This window comes from Sporosarcina luteola (genome assembly GCF_007991495.1).
GTDB classification, from domain to species: domain Bacteria; phylum Bacillota; class Bacilli; order Bacillales_A; family Planococcaceae; genus Sporosarcina; species Sporosarcina luteola.
Genome location: NZ_BJYL01000023.1, coordinates 73,007 through 88,084 on the forward strand (window position 1 = coordinate 73,007; position 15,078 = coordinate 88,084).

The 15,078-nt window shown below is 45.6% G+C and carries 16 protein-coding genes and 1 tRNA gene; 6 read left to right on the top strand and 11 right to left on the bottom strand.

Translation table 11 applies throughout. From position 1 onward, the window contains the following. Positions 1 to 83 precede the first annotated feature (83 nt). The 3 genes from SLU01_RS09255 (at position 84) to SLU01_RS09265 (ending at position 2,848) form a co-directional block, all read left to right on the top strand. The gene (locus tag SLU01_RS09255; protein WP_147057558.1) at positions 84 to 785 is read left to right on the top strand and encodes a response regulator transcription factor; all 702 of its coding nucleotides are present in this window, start codon (positions 84 to 86) and stop codon (positions 783 to 785) included. Then, positions 782 to 2,191 (top strand): sensor histidine kinase, encoded by a 1,410-nt coding sequence (locus SLU01_RS09260; RefSeq protein ID WP_147057560.1) that lies wholly within the window; start codon positions 782 to 784, stop codon positions 2,189 to 2,191. Before SLU01_RS09255 ends, SLU01_RS09260 begins: the two co-directional genes overlap by 4 nt. 114 nt (positions 2,192 to 2,305) lie before the next feature. Next, a complete protein-coding gene (locus SLU01_RS09265; RefSeq protein ID WP_147057562.1) occupies positions 2,306 to 2,848 on the top strand; it encodes a hypothetical protein in 543 nt (180 codons plus the stop codon). Between the two features lie 197 nt (positions 2,849 to 3,045). Here SLU01_RS09265 and SLU01_RS09270 read toward each other — a convergent pair whose 3' ends face one another. From SLU01_RS09270 to SLU01_RS09290, 5 genes are all read right to left on the bottom strand, one after another. Continuing rightward, entirely contained in the window at positions 3,046 to 3,657 is a 612-nt protein-coding gene (locus SLU01_RS09270) for an alpha/beta hydrolase (RefSeq protein WP_147057564.1), read from the bottom strand. Positions 3,658 to 3,767: 110 nt separating this feature from the next. Next, entirely contained in the window at positions 3,768 to 4,997 is a 1,230-nt protein-coding gene (locus SLU01_RS09275) for a DUF3238 domain-containing protein (RefSeq protein ID WP_147057566.1), read from the bottom strand. Between the two features lie 148 nt (positions 4,998 to 5,145). Further along, complete coding sequence (gene abc-f, locus SLU01_RS09280; RefSeq protein WP_147057568.1) at positions 5,146 to 6,804, bottom strand: ribosomal protection-like ABC-F family protein; 1,659 nt, start codon at positions 6,802 to 6,804, stop codon at positions 5,146 to 5,148. A gap of 265 nt (positions 6,805 to 7,069) precedes the next feature. Then, positions 7,070 to 7,294 (bottom strand): hypothetical protein, encoded by a 225-nt coding sequence (locus tag SLU01_RS09285; RefSeq protein ID WP_147057570.1) that lies wholly within the window; start codon positions 7,292 to 7,294, stop codon positions 7,070 to 7,072. A gap of 1 nt (position 7,295) precedes the next feature. Next, positions 7,296 to 7,856 carry a histidine phosphatase family protein gene (locus SLU01_RS09290; protein ID WP_147057572.1) on the bottom strand — a complete coding sequence of 187 codons (561 nt, stop codon included), beginning with the start codon at positions 7,854 to 7,856 and terminating at the stop codon, positions 7,296 to 7,298. A gap of 122 nt (positions 7,857 to 7,978) precedes the next feature. On the opposite strand from SLU01_RS09290, the gene SLU01_RS09295 reads away from it, so the two are divergent. Next, positions 7,979 to 8,170 carry a gamma-type small acid-soluble spore protein gene (locus tag SLU01_RS09295; RefSeq protein ID WP_147057574.1) on the top strand — a complete coding sequence of 64 codons (192 nt, stop codon included), beginning with the start codon at positions 7,979 to 7,981 and terminating at the stop codon, positions 8,168 to 8,170. Positions 8,171 to 8,347: 177 nt separating this feature from the next. Here SLU01_RS09295 and SLU01_RS09300 read toward each other — a convergent pair whose 3' ends face one another. After that, positions 8,348 to 9,340 carry an alpha/beta hydrolase gene (locus SLU01_RS09300; protein ID WP_246110940.1) on the bottom strand — a complete coding sequence of 331 codons (993 nt, stop codon included), beginning with the start codon at positions 9,338 to 9,340 and terminating at the stop codon, positions 8,348 to 8,350. 160 nt (positions 9,341 to 9,500) lie between these two features. Between SLU01_RS09300 and SLU01_RS09305 the strand changes: the two genes are divergently transcribed. After that, on the top strand, positions 9,501 to 10,082 hold the full coding sequence (locus tag SLU01_RS09305; protein WP_246110941.1) for a DUF421 domain-containing protein: 582 nt from the start codon (positions 9,501 to 9,503) through the stop codon (positions 10,080 to 10,082). 64 nt (positions 10,083 to 10,146) lie between these two features. Here SLU01_RS09305 and SLU01_RS09310 read toward each other — a convergent pair whose 3' ends face one another. The 4 genes from SLU01_RS09310 to SLU01_RS09325 all read right to left on the bottom strand — a co-directional run bounded on the left by SLU01_RS09310 (position 10,147) and on the right by SLU01_RS09325 (position 13,876). After that, the gene (locus tag SLU01_RS09310) at positions 10,147 to 11,565 is read right to left on the bottom strand and encodes a vWA domain-containing protein (RefSeq protein WP_170232647.1); all 1,419 of its coding nucleotides are present in this window, start codon (positions 11,563 to 11,565) and stop codon (positions 10,147 to 10,149) included. Between the two features lie 174 nt (positions 11,566 to 11,739). Beyond that, entirely contained in the window at positions 11,740 to 11,889 is a 150-nt protein-coding gene (locus tag SLU01_RS09315; RefSeq protein ID WP_147057582.1) for a YfhE family protein, read from the bottom strand. A gap of 177 nt (positions 11,890 to 12,066) precedes the next feature. Beyond that, on the bottom strand, positions 12,067 to 13,746 hold the full coding sequence (locus SLU01_RS09320) for a ribonuclease J (protein WP_147057584.1): 1,680 nt from the start codon (positions 13,744 to 13,746) through the stop codon (positions 12,067 to 12,069). A 58-nt stretch (positions 13,747 to 13,804) separates the two neighbouring features. Continuing rightward, positions 13,805 to 13,876: transfer RNA gene (locus tag SLU01_RS09325), tRNA-Asn, on the bottom strand. Between the two features lie 163 nt (positions 13,877 to 14,039). On the opposite strand from SLU01_RS09325, the gene pgeF reads away from it, so the two are divergent. Beyond that, a complete protein-coding gene (pgeF, locus tag SLU01_RS09330; RefSeq protein WP_147057586.1) occupies positions 14,040 to 14,801 on the top strand; it encodes a peptidoglycan editing factor PgeF in 762 nt (253 codons plus the stop codon). Between the two features lie 48 nt (positions 14,802 to 14,849). Here pgeF and SLU01_RS17950 read toward each other — a convergent pair whose 3' ends face one another. Next, positions 14,850 to 15,005, bottom strand: a complete 156-nt coding sequence (locus SLU01_RS17950; protein WP_170232648.1) for a hypothetical protein — start codon at positions 15,003 to 15,005, stop codon at positions 14,850 to 14,852. Positions 15,006 to 15,078 lie beyond the last annotated feature (73 nt).

Below are 15,078 nucleotides of genomic sequence, written 5' to 3' on the forward strand. Positions count from 1 at the left end.
CCTTTCTGCATGAATAATTGTCCTCCTTCCTTTTTCCTGTATAATTTTATATAAGAAGAGGTCAGGAAAAGGAGGCCATTCCAATGAAAATCCTTGTCATCGAAGATAATGAAAGTGTCTCTTCCATGATCGAAATGTTTTTTGAAAAGGAAGGGATTGAAGGGGTATTTGAAAAGAATGGACTTGAGGGGTACGAGCGAGCAATTTCGGAAGTTTGGGATTGCTTGATCATCGACTGGATGCTGCCTGGAATGGATGGGGTGGCAATCTGCAGAAAGTTGCGGCAAGCGGATGTTGCGGTCCCAATCATCATGCTAACAGCAAAGGACAGTGAATCCGATCAGGTGCTGGGCCTTGAGATGGGGGCGGATGATTATGTGACGAAGCCGTTCAGCCCGCTTGCGCTTATGGCGCGCATCAAAGCAGTTACGAGACGCTATTCTGCCGTAAAGGGGCGGGAGCCGGATGCAACTGTGTTGAAAACGAACCATTTCACCATTAACACAGCGACCCGTGAAGTGCTGTTGGACGGTAAGCCGATACCGAATCTGACCCCAAAAGAGTTCGATCTGCTCCAGTTTTTCATCCAGCATCCAAAGCAAGTGTTTTCTCGCGAACAATTGCTTGACCGGGTGTGGGGCTATGATTTTTACGGCGATGACCGGACGGTGGATGTGCATATTAAACGATTGCGGTCGAAAGTGTCGAAGGCGCAGCAGCCTTTTTTCCATACCGTTTGGGGCGTCGGCTACCGATTTGACGAAACGGCCGGTGACTCCGAATGAAAATTAAATATTTCTACCAGCAGTTGGCAAGTCATTTCAGCGTCATCATCATTGCATTTTTAATCCTCAGCTTGTTGTTTTCGCATTTTGTCGAGCAGTTCGTCTATGACAATAAAACCGAAGAGCTCGCCTCCTACGGAAAATCGATTTTACGTGATATCGAGCAAGTACACGGCAGTTCAAGAAGCACATTGGAATCATATGGGCATGTGCTGGAAGGAAGAGATATCCAGTATAGTTTGTTCGATGAAAAATCGACCATCATTTATTCGACAGGGTTGAAATCTCCTTTGATCGAACTCAATGCGGAAGAATGGCGGGCATTGCAAAATGGGAAAGCGATTACTGTGAAGCAGGAATACAAACGATTCGAACAGGCCGTTACCTACGTCCTGCTTCCCTATTTTCATCGGAATCAGTTCGTCGGCGGTGTTTTATTGACGTCCCCTATTAAAGGTTCAAGGGAAATCATTTCGCAAATGAACAGTTATTTGATTTACACGACGTTCATTGCGCTAGCCATTGCCCTATTGCTAAGCGGAATACTGTCGACATTTCACGGCCGACGCATTAAGCGGCTGCGCGCTGCAACTGCGAATGTGGCGCAGGGGGATTATTCTGTAAGGATTCCGACTGCTGGCATCGATGAGATCGGAGAGCTTGCAGGGGATTTCAACGGAATGGTTGAAAGACTTGCGACATCTGCCGAGGAAATCGAAAATCTTGAAAATCGACGCCGACAATTTATGGCGGATGTATCCCATGAACTGCGAACACCGCTCACAACAATCCGCGGCGTCATTGAAGGCTTACGGAATGACATGATTTCGGAATCGGAGAAAGAGCGTGGCCTTCAGCTCGCGAGCAGTGAAACGATGCGACTCATCCGTCTTGTGAATGAAAACCTCGATTATGAAAAGATCCGTTCCAACCAAGTGACGCTTGAGAAGCAAAAGATTCAACTAAAGGAATTACTTGAAATCATTCAAGAGCAATTGGAAGACACCGCGTCTGAACGCGGCGACAAGATCATCGTGGAAGTAGAGGAGGATGTAGCCGTCTTTGCAGATTACGATCGTCTCACCCAAGTGCTCATCAATATCGCGAAAAACAGCATTCAATTCACGGAAAACGGAACAATCCGCCTGAGTGGATCTTCACGGAATGAAAGCACGATTATTGTGATTGAGGATACAGGCATCGGAATGGATCCCAGCGAGATTGAGAAGATTTGGAGTCGATTCTACAAGGCGATTGACTCACGGACAACGAATCCATATGGAGAATTCGGATTAGGGTTGTCGATTGTAAAGCAACTTGTCGCCATGCACGGCGGGACGATTACCGTCGATAGCATGAAAGGGGAAGGGACGAAATTCCGTATTGAGTTGCCGAATGAAAAATAGGAAAGGTCCCAATGCCGCAGCCTCCTCAACTCTTACCTATAGTGATACCGATTGTAGTTTGGAAATAGACTATGATACGATGCTATGCAACAATCTTAATTTAGAGGTGTATCTATGAATTTTATCGCTTGGATAATAGTAGCATGTGAGATCGGATTTTGGGTCGTCATTGCGGCAGGGCTGATCACACGATATATTTTCAATCAAAAACGACTTGGTCTGTTTTTTCTTGCCCTCACTCCTGTCATTGACTTGGTGTTGCTCGTTGTTACGGCGAATGACTTATACAATGGCGCGACGGCCACTCAAGTTCATGCGCTTGCCGCCATTTACCTTGGCGTTTCGATCGCATTTGGTAAAAGTATGATCCGCTGGGCTGATGAACGCTTTGTGTATTATGTCAAAAAACAAGGAACGAAACCGGTACGAAGAACAGGAATGGCCTATGCAAAACATTCCATGAAAGGCTCCTTTCAGCATGTGCTCGCTTTCATCATCGGCGGCGCGTTCCTCATTATCATGATTTACCTGATCGATGATCCTTCCAAAACGGAAGCCTTATCGGATATGTTCAAACTTTGGGCACTCATCCTAGGGATCGACTTCGTCATGTCCGTTTCGTATTTCATTTGGCCGCGGCCGGAAAAAACAAAATGAATGAACACAAATAGCCGATCATCGACGATCGGCTTTTTATACGCATTATTCATTGGAACGGCGCATAAAGTTCGCGAAAAACGCATAAATTCCTGAAATGACGCATAAAGTGGGATTTATGCGTTTTTAGTACGATTTATGCGTAAAGTTTTGGCTTTATGCGTGTCTGGCGCTTTTTATGCATATCTTCAAACTGCTTACGCTGTAAATGTTTTCGCATACCAATTTGCGGCAGCTGTAACTTCCGTCTGTGTCAACGAATGTCCGTTCATTTCCCAGTGGACTTCCGTTTTCGCACCCGCACCCGAAAGCAATTCCTCCAAATCGATCGTCTCCTGCGCAGGACAAATCGGATCATTTTTCCCGGCAGTGATGAACACTGGAACCTCGCTTAACTGCGGCAATTCAATTCCACGTCTCGGCACCATCGGATGATGCAAAATCGCACCTTTCAACGAATCTGCATAATGGAACAACAAGCTCGCTGCGATATTCGCGCCGTTCGAATAACCGACCGCAACGATATTCGACCTATCAAACCCATGCTCTACCGCAGCTTCATCCAAAAATGCATGCAATTCTTTCGTTCGGAAGATCAAATCCTCTTCATCGAATACACCTTCCGCTAGCCGCCTGAAAAATCGAGGCATCCCGTTTTCCAACACATTTCCGCGAACACTCAATATGGAAGCTTCCGAATCGATCATACTTGCAAGTGGCACCAAGTCTTGCTCCGTTCCACCCGTCCCATGTAATAATAAAAAGGTCGGCTTTGTCTTGTCGACCCCTTCCTTAAAAATATGCTTCATCCTAATTTCCCCCTTCATTTCCCGTATCTTCAACACGAATTTATCTTGAATTCGAGATAATTATAACAAAGCAAATCTCCACTGTCAAAAGAGATGGTTTTAAGAACAGATCACTCAAAGTTCGAACAACGCCAATAATGATAAGCAATTGCATCGGACATGAAAGCGAGCCCTCTGCTTTCTACTTGCAGAATCGGCCGCCATCTATCCCCCCTACCTTTTACCAAATAAATTTCATGGTGGGGTGCCGGATCAAAATAGCCCGCCATATCGAAAGTTCCTTGCCTTTTAAAGACAGCAGTCACCTCGTAATCAATCGATGGAGCCGCAGCCAAAGGATTGCCGACGGAATGTGTAAGATAAAAGCCGCTTTCACCTTTTTTATGATCCGTCCTTTTCAACGAGATGCCATCTGCGGATGCTTTCGCCTGTTCCCTGAAACGCTTCAGATGGTCATAGGCGATGGAAGGTCCGACCTCCTTCGTGAATGTCAACGGTTCCCCTTTCTCATCATAAGCAAGCACGATATTGACGCGTGTCCGGAATCCTTCCCCATTCGGATCAAAATCCCGGTTATCCCCTTTAAAGAAATGATTCAGCGACAGCGGATTCGGGTTTCTTACCCATTCGTCAGCAAGGAATGTTGTATAACGAAGTTTCCATTGGTCGACGGTTTCCGGTTCCTGAATACGCTCATTCATTGGCTGAAGAATCTTGCTTAACGTACCGACCAACTTGACCGTAGTGAAGGTCTCGATAGCAGTTTCGGATTGCGAAGTGGCGGGGTTCAAAGCTCCAAAAACATTGGAAAGTACCGACTTCATTGATGCCATTCGTTCACCTGATTTGCGCAACGAGCGTCTAGATCGGATCAAATAGACATACGGCTTGTCCACGTCAATATTTCGGTCGATGTACCGATTCGTATCGACTGTTTCAATAAATTCCCCATCCCGATAAATGTCGTATGCTTCAACGTCCTTAATTTTCTCCCAAGACAGTGCAATTTGGGTCTTTGCGACAATTGTCGTCATAACGAGCGATTGCAATGGATTTTCGATATTCTTTTCCTCCGCGAAAGCCGAGGTTTGCAAGGCAATCACGTCAACGACTTGATTGTTTTCGACCCGCTCAATGAAATAATGATAAAGCTTGCCACTCTTGAATTCATCGTCTTGGAATTCCGGAACCGACCCTTCATATAAATGCTTGCCATCTTTATATACATTGTAAAAACCCCCAACATCATTCCATGTGAATGAAATCTGATCGGGCTGATGTGTCACTGTTTTAATTTCAAAAAGCATTTGGAACGCCTCCTCTCTTCTATTTTGGAGCATTTTCACTCCCCCTAAACATCGCACGTCTTTTTATAAGACAATGCCCTTGTGATGAAAGAGCGAAACCTTGAGGGCAAGGATAACTCGAGCAAAATCCAACTAACTAAAAAAGCCCGCTTCGGATGTATTAGTCCGAAGCGAGTTTTTCCTACCTCAACTCTCTCAATTTCCTATTCAGCTCGTTGAAGGTCCTATCCAGTTCAGCGTATTCCTTAGTCCCCGGCCTAACCATACTCAACTTCCCCAATACCGCCTGCAATTCGGTTTCTACACGCATTCGTTCTTCTCCAGTGGTCGCTTCCTGCGGCTCGTCTTTCCGCTCTTCCCATTCTTTCAGCGTCAAAGGCAACTTCTGAACACTTTCTTTGTCAAAAATGAGGATTCCATCCGCCATTCTTTCAGTAAAATAGCGATCATGCGAAGCGAACAGCAGCGTTCCGGGAAAAGTCGACAATGTCTTCTCCAACTGTTCCCTTGAAGGCAAATCCAAATGATTCGTCGGTTCATCGAGCAGCAGTACATCCGTCCCCTCCCGTATGAATTGCATCAACTTCACCTTCACACGCTCACCTTGGCTCAATTCTCCAAGCGGCAACTGCCAATGTTTCTCGTTAAAACCGAGGTTCGTCAACTGGATTCGGATCAATCCCTGTTCCTCAAACGTTTCGGCATCAAAATAATCGGCCAGTGTTACGTCTTCCGGCAAATCCAACACCGCCTGGCTCATATACCCAATCGACATGCCTTTCGTCAACCAAAGCTCCCCGTCAAAATCTTCCTGTCCCATCATCATTCGGAACAACGTCGATTTCCCACTGCCGTTCGCACCGACCAGCGCAATCCTTTCGCCCGCCTGGACAGTGAAAGACACATTGGAGAATAGTTTTCGCCCATTAAACGCTTTGCCTACTTCCTTTAGTTCTAACACACGATGCCCTTTTTTCCGTTTGCCCTTCACATCGAATTCGACAACGAGCTCATCTTCCGGCCTCTCGATCCGATCTTTTTCAAGCTCTGCCTCAAGCCGAGTGCGCTTCGAACGGATTTGCACATCCTTTTTCTTTGCCTTCATCCGCCAATATTCTTTCGCTCCACCCTTTTTCGTAGACTCCCTATGCGCCTTCTCCGACCACTCTCCAAGCTGTGCGATCTGCCCTTCCACCATTTCTATTTTCCGTTGTTGTTGAATAAAATGCTTTTCCTGGATTTCCCGCTGCATTTCTTTCTGCTCGCGATACGCCGAATAATTGCCCTCATATACCGTCAGTTTTCGATGCTCAATTTCATAAACAAAATCTGCCGTTCGATCAATGAAATGCCGATCATGCGAGACGATCAAATAGGTCGCTTCCCCTTCATTGATGGCTCTCACCAATTCATCCAAACTTTCCGAGTCCAAATGATTCGTCGGTTCGTCCAATAAAATGACATCGCTCTTCGAAGTCAATGCCGCCGAAAGACGCATTTTCATCCGCTCGCCTCCACTGGCTGATGCATAGGTCGCTCGTTTCGGCACATTCCACTTCGAGCGGTATAAAGCCGTTTCCGTCAGCTCCCAATCGACATCTCCTTCATGCACCTGCTCCTGCTTAAAATAGGTGATGGCAGGTCTTTTCCCTATCCAATCAACCCCACCCGCAGTTGGCGTCAACTCGCCTGCAAGTAACGACAGCAACGTCGACTTCCCCGCTCCATTCGCGCCTACTATCGCAACACACGCACCTTCAGGAAGCTCTGCTGAAATCTTATCCAAAATGACCGTTTCTCCGATCGAATATGACAAATTGCGAATTTTACCTACTAACATAGTCATTCCTCCCTTATTCTGGAGGGCATAAAAAAACCCCTCCGCATCATAACGGAAGGATCAGTAAGAACTATCCAATTTCAACATACCTCAAAAAGCCCCCTGCAATTGGGGTTGCAAAAATACGTTCATTTGAGGAATTGACGTAAAAATGGACAGACTAATCCTGTTTTCCGTTTGAATCAAACATTCATTTCGCGGAAATTCAAGATTAATTAATCATCGCCCACACGTCAGTCCTTTCCTCTCAAGTAAAGTAAGTATACTATTCCGCCTTCGTCTTTGCCACAAAAACTGCCGATATTTTTCGTCCCGTCATTAATGAAACAGGGACGATAACGATAAGAACAACGATAATAGAGATGATATCCTTTACTGAAGTCGAAGATAAAAACTGATTAGAAATCCATTGAAATGCTTTGAAATAAACCCAGAATGCTAAAACCGAAAAAATGATCGATAACCCATACACCCTTTTAACCGCGCTCACTTTATGCTCCCCCTATTTCCACATCATCCTTCCAAACCCGTTCCACTGACGTTTTAGCATCCCTTACATGAACGCGATAAACATCCGGATTCGTCAATGCCTGCCATTCCTCAAATCCGATTCGTTCGTCGTAAGACCTTAACAGCAACGACATCAAATTGCCATGCGTCACTAAAACAGCCTTCGATCCATCCGGCAGTTCATCTACCACCTTCCGCACGCGTTCCATCGCCTCGTGCGTCGACTCCCCGCCTTCATATTTCAGATGGACATCCAAAAATGAATCCTCCAATTTAAGCAGCCAGTCGTCAAAATTATGCGAGCTCAACGTGCGCTCTGCAAGTCTGCTATCTTCTTCATAATAAAACCCTTTCAAATCAGCAATCGGCTCAGCAGTCATCCTCGCTCGAACGAAAGGGCTTGTCACAATACGATCCACTTCGACGTCCTTGAAAAAAGACGCCAACTTTTCGGCCTGCATAACCCCTTCAGCAGTCAAATCTGCATTCGGATCCTGTCCTTCGGCTGAACAATGCCGCACAACGTAAATCGTCTTTTCCATTCTAAACACCTCCAATTCTATTTTTCCCTTGCTAGATTAAAGGAAACATTTTGATAGTTATTGCAATAGTAGCATAATAACTCCATTCAGTGGAAACCTAATTCAATCAGGAGGTGGAGAACATGAATGAACCGAAAAAACTTACCGAAGCAGGCACCGATATTGAAGAAGTGAAACGTCAGAACGCCAATTCCGGGTTAAGCTATAACGAAGTAAAAGAAATCATTGCACGTTCAGGTGGAAAAGGGACTGCCCAATTTAGCGACACGGATCCTGAACAAGTGAAGAAGAGCATTCATCCGACCGGCGAATAAAGGATGTTGTAGCGGAGTATCCGGGTGGGTCAAAGGTCATAAAATGACAATATAACTCGGGAAATGATCGATATATGGCGAGAAATGATCGATAAATTTCCAATGCCGTTTCGTGCTAGGAGATAAAACGAAAAAAACAGGTTCCCGGCCAACTTATTGTTGAGGGGAACCTGTATTTCATTTCAAATAACGGTCGAGGAATAGATTGACCTTCGCTTTATACGTATCTCCTGCTAGCGCATAAGCTTCGCCGTGATTGGCGTTTGGCACAAGAAAAATATCCGCATCGCTTGATGTCTGTTCATATAATTCCTCCGCCATTTCGGCCGGAACAAACGTATCGCCCATCCCGTGGATATAAAAAATCGGAACGGCCGCCTTCTTCACTTCTTTCAGCGCGCTTGCCTCTCTGAATGAGTAGCCCGCTCTGACTTTCGTCAATGCACTTGTGCCATCCAACAGCGGGAATGCCGGAAGATGGAACATCCGGTGCATTTGGTACGTGAATAATTGATAAACCGACTGATACGGACTGTCGGCAACAATCGCTTTTACCTGACGGGGAAGCTCCTCCTCCCCGCTCGCCATCAACACTGTCGCTGCACCCATCGATAGCCCGTGATACGCAACTTCTGTTTGTGGACCAAGCTTCTGCACCAACAAATTCGTCCAATCCATTAAATCCAGACGGTCCGGCCATCCGAAACCGTAGTAATCTCCTTCGCTTTTGCCATGCCCTCGAGCATCCGGCATGAAAATATTATAGTTCAACTCATTATGATAAAACTGACCGAAGAGCCCCATCTGCTTCGCGTGGCCTAAATAGCCATGCGTCAAAATGACGAGCTTATTCGTCGGTTTGGATGCCGGCAGATAGTAACCCGACAACTGTAATCCATCCCGCGAAGTCAACTGGAGTGGTTCAAATTTTTGTGAACGTACCCATTGTAACCAATCTCCGTTCAAATAAAGATCCATCGACTGTTCCGACACTTCTAAATCGGCATTCCCTTGCAAGAACTCTTTCGGTCCCCGCTTAATGGCCAATTCATAGAAAAAGAAGCTGCCGGCTACTTGTATCACCAGGAAGACGGTTGCAAAAAGAACCAATAACTTCTTCCAATTTATTTTTATTTTTCTCATTCCCTTTTCATTTATATCTATCAGCATTTAATATGCCTTTTATAATTATATAGTAAAACAAAAGGGTGGAACAGGTGAAAAATGAAAGTTCATGAATTATACAAGGATTAATTAAAATTGCTACCAAATTTCGTATAGTCTACGGATGTCTACAAACACTAACTTCAACATGAAGGAGGAAAACACTTTGATCTACATTTGGGAAACAATTCTAATCTTCATTGTCGGCACAATCCTTTTGCGGTTCGGCGGCAGGAAATCCATTTCACAAATGACAATCCCTCAGACGATTATTATGATTGCAATCGGCACTTTATTAATCCAGCCGGTCTCAGGGCACGGTCTTTGGACTACATTAGGACTTGCCGCCCTTCTCATTCTTTGTCTGATCGTGACGGAAATGCTTCAACTGAAATCCGACAAGTCTGAAACGGTCATTTCCGGAAAAGCCGTGCCTGTCATTGTGAACGGTGCTATCGATACAGCGAATCTGAAAAAGCTCAGACTCACCGTCGACAAATTGGAGGCGCGGTTTCGGCAAGCCGGAATCAGCTCAATGAAAGACGTACAATACGCCACTTTGGAAGCAAGCGGCCAACTCGGATATATGTTGAAAGAAAGCAAGCAGCCCGCCACTAAAGAGGACATTCAGCGGCTGATTTCATTGATTCAAAACGGGGAATTGGCGACTAACCAGCCGACAACCAACAACATCTTCACAGAAACATTGATGGACAAACAGGATGACGGGCCAAAGTATTTGCAGTAATCAACTAGATTGAATTAAAAAAAGACCCATCACCAGTCTCAACAATCGTGATGGGCCTTTTCAATTACTCCTCCTCCAATTCCGTATACCACTTCTCCTTCCAAGCTTCCACCTTCGCGTCAATCTCATCTCGTGCCTGCTCCGCCTCTTCGCCCTTCCGCTCTTTCAGTTCAGTGAAATGATTAGTCCTTAGCTCTTCCATTTCACTTGCAAGTTCCATGACTGCCTCTACCTGTTCATCGTCAATGAGCTTTTTATTTCTGAGGTGGCGGATTGCATCGGAAATCCGAACTTTTTCCCGAGCCGAAATATTGGTAAGTGGGTCATGAATCGCAATGAGGGCTTCCTTTTGGTGCACCAATTCATGCAGCTTCACGCCTTGCTGGCTGAGCACTTGCATCGTGCTTGGCTTCCATTTTTTGATGAGGACGCCTTCGAATTCGGATGGATTGCGAACCGTCGCGTATTCACCGCCGCCTGCCTCCGCCACTGTTTTCAACTCGTTTTGCCCTTCATCGTCAACATCAAAGCCAATAATATTCACTTTTGCTTCCATATCACTGTCGTGCAGCTTTTTCGCGGCGGCGACCGGATCACCGTCGCATGTCTCCACACCATCACTCACGATGTAAACAATGTTTCTGAAGTTCTCTTTGTCATAAGCCGAAAGATATTCATGGGCTTTTTCCATCGCGCCTGCTAATGGCGTCCAGCCGCTTGCCTGAAAAGATTCCATCGCTTCATGGAATGAACCCTGGTCATAAGCTGCGAGCGGGTATAGCTCATCGATGGAACTGCATGAGAGCTTTTTATCCGCCTCCGTCCCGGCACCTTTATGGCCATAGGCGAAAAGTGCAACGTTTACGTCATCGGATAGTTGGCTTGTGAAATCTTCGATCGCCTGCTTAGCCAACGCCATTCGCGATTCGCCTCCGATTTCCGCTTTCATGCTCCCACTCGCGTCCATTAAAATGACGACATTTGTTTTTTGCTTTTTTGCAATCTTGATTTCATCCTCGCCCTCCGGCAAATCCGGCATGACGTACCCATGCTCATACGCATCGAGCTGATCATAGAAAGTCGAATATTGACCGGAACCCAATTGGTAAACAAGATAGTCATATATTTCATCCACACTCAAATCGGGATTCTCCTCAAAGTATGTAGGTAACTCTTTCTCCATGATCCCTTGAAACGTGTCTTCATAAAACCGATGATAATAAACCCAATCAACTGTCCGCGCCGCCTCTATGTCAGGCTCCATATGCGCTTCCACCAATTTTCCGGCAGGCTGGGAGACCGTATCCTCAATGGTGCGTGCGGCTCTAGGTATAGCTACTTCCTCTACCACAGTCGGCTTCGTATCCTCCTTCGCAACTGCTGCCTCCGTCTTCACCTCAGGCTCCGGCTTTTCAGAACACGCAGTTAGCATCAAGCAACAGCCGATGAGCGCCAAACGATGTTTCCACTTTATCTGTATCATTCCACACACTCCTCTGACAGAACTGCCTTCTATACGAAGACGCAACCGCATCGGTTCCTATGCGGAATCACCCAATTTCCCCAAGTAGGTCAAAAGGATCCCATTATGGTGACAGGCACCACAAAAAAATCCACGACCGATTGCAGGGGGGCGCAACCGGTCGTGGCTCTGTCATTATGTTCTTTTTTCCTGCTTTTTATTCTCCGTTTCTTTAGCTGCTTTGTCGGCACTCTTGAATTCTTTTGCATAAAGCACTTCCTGTGTCGAACTCAAGCCGTTGTTCCTTTCAGTCAGCCTTTCATGGGGTTCTTTTTTCTGACTCATTGATCCATTCTCCTTTCCATTCATCTATGCGTAGCTTCCCCGGACAGGAGGTGTTTAAACGTAAATAGTTGAATGAGAACTTCGGAAACTTTAACGAGAACTCTCCTTGCTTTATGGACTGATCGATTCGCAATGAAGGCAGCATCCATTAGCGTGTTGGTGGCAGGCACCTTGATTTTAGATTTCAATAATAAACGGCAATATCATCGGTCGCTTTTTCGTGCGGGCAAATAATAGTTTTTCGACGGATTTCCTAATATTATGTTTCAGGTCATTCTTTCTTCCTCTGCTTAATCGCTCCGTCTCAGTGTTTTCGACAATCGTAACGACTAACTCGTTTAATTCCTTAAACAGTTCTTCCGCTTCGCGTTCATAAATAAATCCGCGTGAAATCGTGTCAGGCTTCATAATCAACTTGCCGTCGGACTTGCTCATCGTAATGATAATTAGAAGCATCCCTTCTTCCGCCAGCAACTTCCGATCGCGTAAAATGATTTTGCCGACTTCCCCGATGCCGAGTCCATCGACGAAGACTTGTCCGGCTTGCACGCTTCTTGTCTTGAGCACTTCGGATTGTTGGATATCAACTACATCGCCATTGTTGATAATGAAAATATTCTCTCCTTCGACACCGACAGACATCGCAAGTGCTTTATGCTGCTGCAACATGCGATATTCCCCATGTATGGGAATGAAATACTTCGGCTTCATCAACGTCAACATCAATTTCAATTCTTCTTGGAAACCGTGTCCGGATACGTGCATGCCTGAAGCACTGCCAGATCCATAGATCACTTTCGCCCCGAGCAGGTATAAATTATCAACGATGCGCGACACGCTTTTTTCATTTCCGGGAATTGGGCTCGAGGCAAAAATAACTGTATCCCCCGGCAATACGGAAACTTGCCGATATGTCCCTGATGATAATCGGGAGAGCGCCGCCATCGGTTCACCTTGACTTCCCGTACAAATGACGACGACTTTTTCGGGATCCATACCATTGATTTGATTTGCTTCAATCAACATGCCTTCAGGTATCGTCAAGTATCCTAATTCCTCGGCGACCGAGACGACATTCACCATGCTCCTCCCGAGCAATCCGATTTTCCGTCCAGTCTTAATGGCTGCATCGATGATTTGCTGGAGCCGGTGGACGTTTGAAGCGAAGGTCGAAATGAAGATCTTTTGATCCGCCTGACGGAATGCTTCCAGAATATGCTCCCCGACATTACGTTCAGACAACGAAAAGCCCGGGCGCTCAGCGTTCGTGCTTTCGGATAAAAGCAATAGAACGCCATTTTTCCCGATTTCAGCCATTTTATGAAGATCGGCATAATCTCCACCGACAGGCGTCAAGTCGAACTTGAAATCGCCCGTATGCACAACAGTCCCTTCCGGAGTTTGAAAGACGATCCCTAAACAGTCAGGGATACTATGACTGGTTTTGAAGAATGAAACATCGATTTCACCAAATTTAAATGTGGAGTTATTATCCACCAACACTCGCTCCGTATCCCTCAACAACCCATGCTCCCTCAATTTCAAGTCAATCAAACCGAGTGTCAACCTTGTCGCATAGACGGGCATATTCAGTTGTTTCAATAAATAAGGAATCCCACCGATATGGTCTTCATGGCCATGTGTCACAAGCAATGCACGGATCTTGTCTTTATTCTCCTGCAAATACGAAATATCCTGTATGATCAAATCCACACCGAGCAAACTTTCATCAGGAAACTTCGAACCACAGTCGATGATGAGGATGTCCTCACCGTACTGAAGAACGTACATGTTTTTCCCGATTTCATTGATTCCGCCTAAAGCGAAAACCGATAACGTTTTTGATGCATTCAACATAATCCCTCACTCTCCTCTCCATTGCAGAAAAGCCCCTTCAAGGAAGAGGCTTTTGAAACTCCGAAAGTAGGACTCGAACCTACGACCGATCGGTTAACAGCCGATTGCTCTACCACTGAGCTATTTCGGAATAAATTGATTACGAACTTATAATGTCCTGAACAGATAAAAACTATTCACACAAACTTATTTTCGGAATTGTTTCAGTCGCTGTCATCAACTTTTGAGTTTGTTATGTACGGCTGTCATGGTTGTCCGCAACAATTTCGAGTATAGTAAGAGAAGGTGATGATATGAAAATGAAACTTTATATGGACAATGATCAGTTCATTGCAGGCACAACATTGAGAGATGAAACAGCAGCGGAGCATAATAATATGGCATTTCACGCTTGTGAGCAGCCAGAGTCCGTACTGGAAAATCGTGCCCAATTAGCAATTTCCCTCGGTTGCAGACCTCAAGATTTCGTCTGCGCCAGCCAAACACACAGCGCGAACTTCCAGAAAGTCACACTCGCGGACAAAGGGCGCGGAGCTGAAATTGGAGCTACTGCGATTCCGGACACGGATGCACTTTATACACTTGAACCCCAAATTGTACTGTCCAGCTTCACTGCTGATTGCGTGCCCGTAATTTTTTGGAATGAAGTAAATGGCCTCATCGGCGTTATCCATTCGGGTTGGCAAGGAACTGTCAAAGAAATTACGTTGAAGGTGTTCGAGCATTTGAAATCTGCGGAAGGGTGCATACCGACCGATTTCCGCGTACAACTTGGGATGGCGTTAAGTCAGGAGAAATTTGAGGTAGATGAGGATGTCTACTTGAAATTCAATGCGCTCGGCTATGCGCATGAATTTATGTATTTCAACAGCGAAACCGGAAAATATCATATCGATAACCAGAAAACCGTTAAGAAGCAATTGAAATTGGCAGGTATTCCAGAAGACCAGATTACAATCGACCGGACATGCACTTTCTTAAACCCGGACGGCTTCTCGTATCGCCAAGATAAGAAAGCGGGAAGGCATTTGAGTTTTATTATGATGAAAAAGTAAATGTGAAAAGCCCGGTCCATTTCGAATGAACCGGGCCTTTGCCTTTTATTAAGGTTTTTGCTGTCTTTTCATTTCACTCCGCGCTTCTTCCTTGATTGACTCCATTTTCTCTTCTGCCTTTTTAGCAGCATCGTTCGCTACGGAAGCAGATTCTTTCGCTTGGCCATTCGGTTTCTCGTCTTTGTCGCCAGCATAGCTTTTCATGATGATCACTCCTTAAGTTGATACATACAGTATTCCCCAAAAAGGTTCCATCCAAAACTGTTGCCGGTTACCT

What these genes read in the sequence shown, in the direction of transcription:
- SLU01_RS09315 (WP_147057582.1), bottom strand. Translation starts at nt 11,889, where the DNA reads ATGAGTCAGAAAAAAGAACCCCATGAAAGGCTGACTGAAAGGAACAAC.
- SLU01_RS09275 (WP_147057566.1), bottom strand. Translation starts at nt 4,997, where the DNA reads ATGCTCCAAAATAGAAGAGAGGAGGCGTTCCAAATGCTTTTTGAAATT.
- abc-f (WP_147057568.1), bottom strand. Translation starts at nt 6,804, where the DNA reads ATGTTAGTAGGTAAAATTCGCAATTTGTCATATTCGATCGGAGAAACG.
- SLU01_RS09270 (WP_147057564.1), bottom strand. Translation starts at nt 3,657, where the DNA reads ATGAAGCATATTTTTAAGGAAGGGGTCGACAAGACAAAGCCGACCTTT.
- SLU01_RS09265 (WP_147057562.1), top strand. Translation starts at nt 2,306, where the DNA reads ATGAATTTTATCGCTTGGATAATAGTAGCATGTGAGATCGGATTTTGG.
- SLU01_RS09260 (WP_147057560.1), top strand. Translation starts at nt 782, where the DNA reads ATGAAAATTAAATATTTCTACCAGCAGTTGGCAAGTCATTTCAGCGTC.
- SLU01_RS09255 (WP_147057558.1), top strand. Translation starts at nt 84, where the DNA reads ATGAAAATCCTTGTCATCGAAGATAATGAAAGTGTCTCTTCCATGATC.
- SLU01_RS09310 (WP_170232647.1), bottom strand. Translation starts at nt 11,565, where the DNA reads ATGATACAGATAAAGTGGAAACATCGTTTGGCGCTCATCGGCTGTTGC.
- SLU01_RS09295 (WP_147057574.1), top strand. Translation starts at nt 7,979, where the DNA reads ATGAATGAACCGAAAAAACTTACCGAAGCAGGCACCGATATTGAAGAA.
- SLU01_RS09320 (WP_147057584.1), bottom strand. Translation starts at nt 13,746, where the DNA reads ATGTTGAATGCATCAAAAACGTTATCGGTTTTCGCTTTAGGCGGAATC.
- SLU01_RS09300 (WP_246110940.1), bottom strand. Translation starts at nt 9,340, where the DNA reads ATGCTGATAGATATAAATGAAAAGGGAATGAGAAAAATAAAAATAAAT.
- SLU01_RS17950 (WP_170232648.1), bottom strand. Translation starts at nt 15,005, where the DNA reads ATGAAAAGCTATGCTGGCGACAAAGACGAGAAACCGAATGGCCAAGCG.
- SLU01_RS09290 (WP_147057572.1), bottom strand. Translation starts at nt 7,856, where the DNA reads ATGGAAAAGACGATTTACGTTGTGCGGCATTGTTCAGCCGAAGGACAG.
- pgeF (WP_147057586.1), top strand. Translation starts at nt 14,040, where the DNA reads ATGAAAATGAAACTTTATATGGACAATGATCAGTTCATTGCAGGCACA.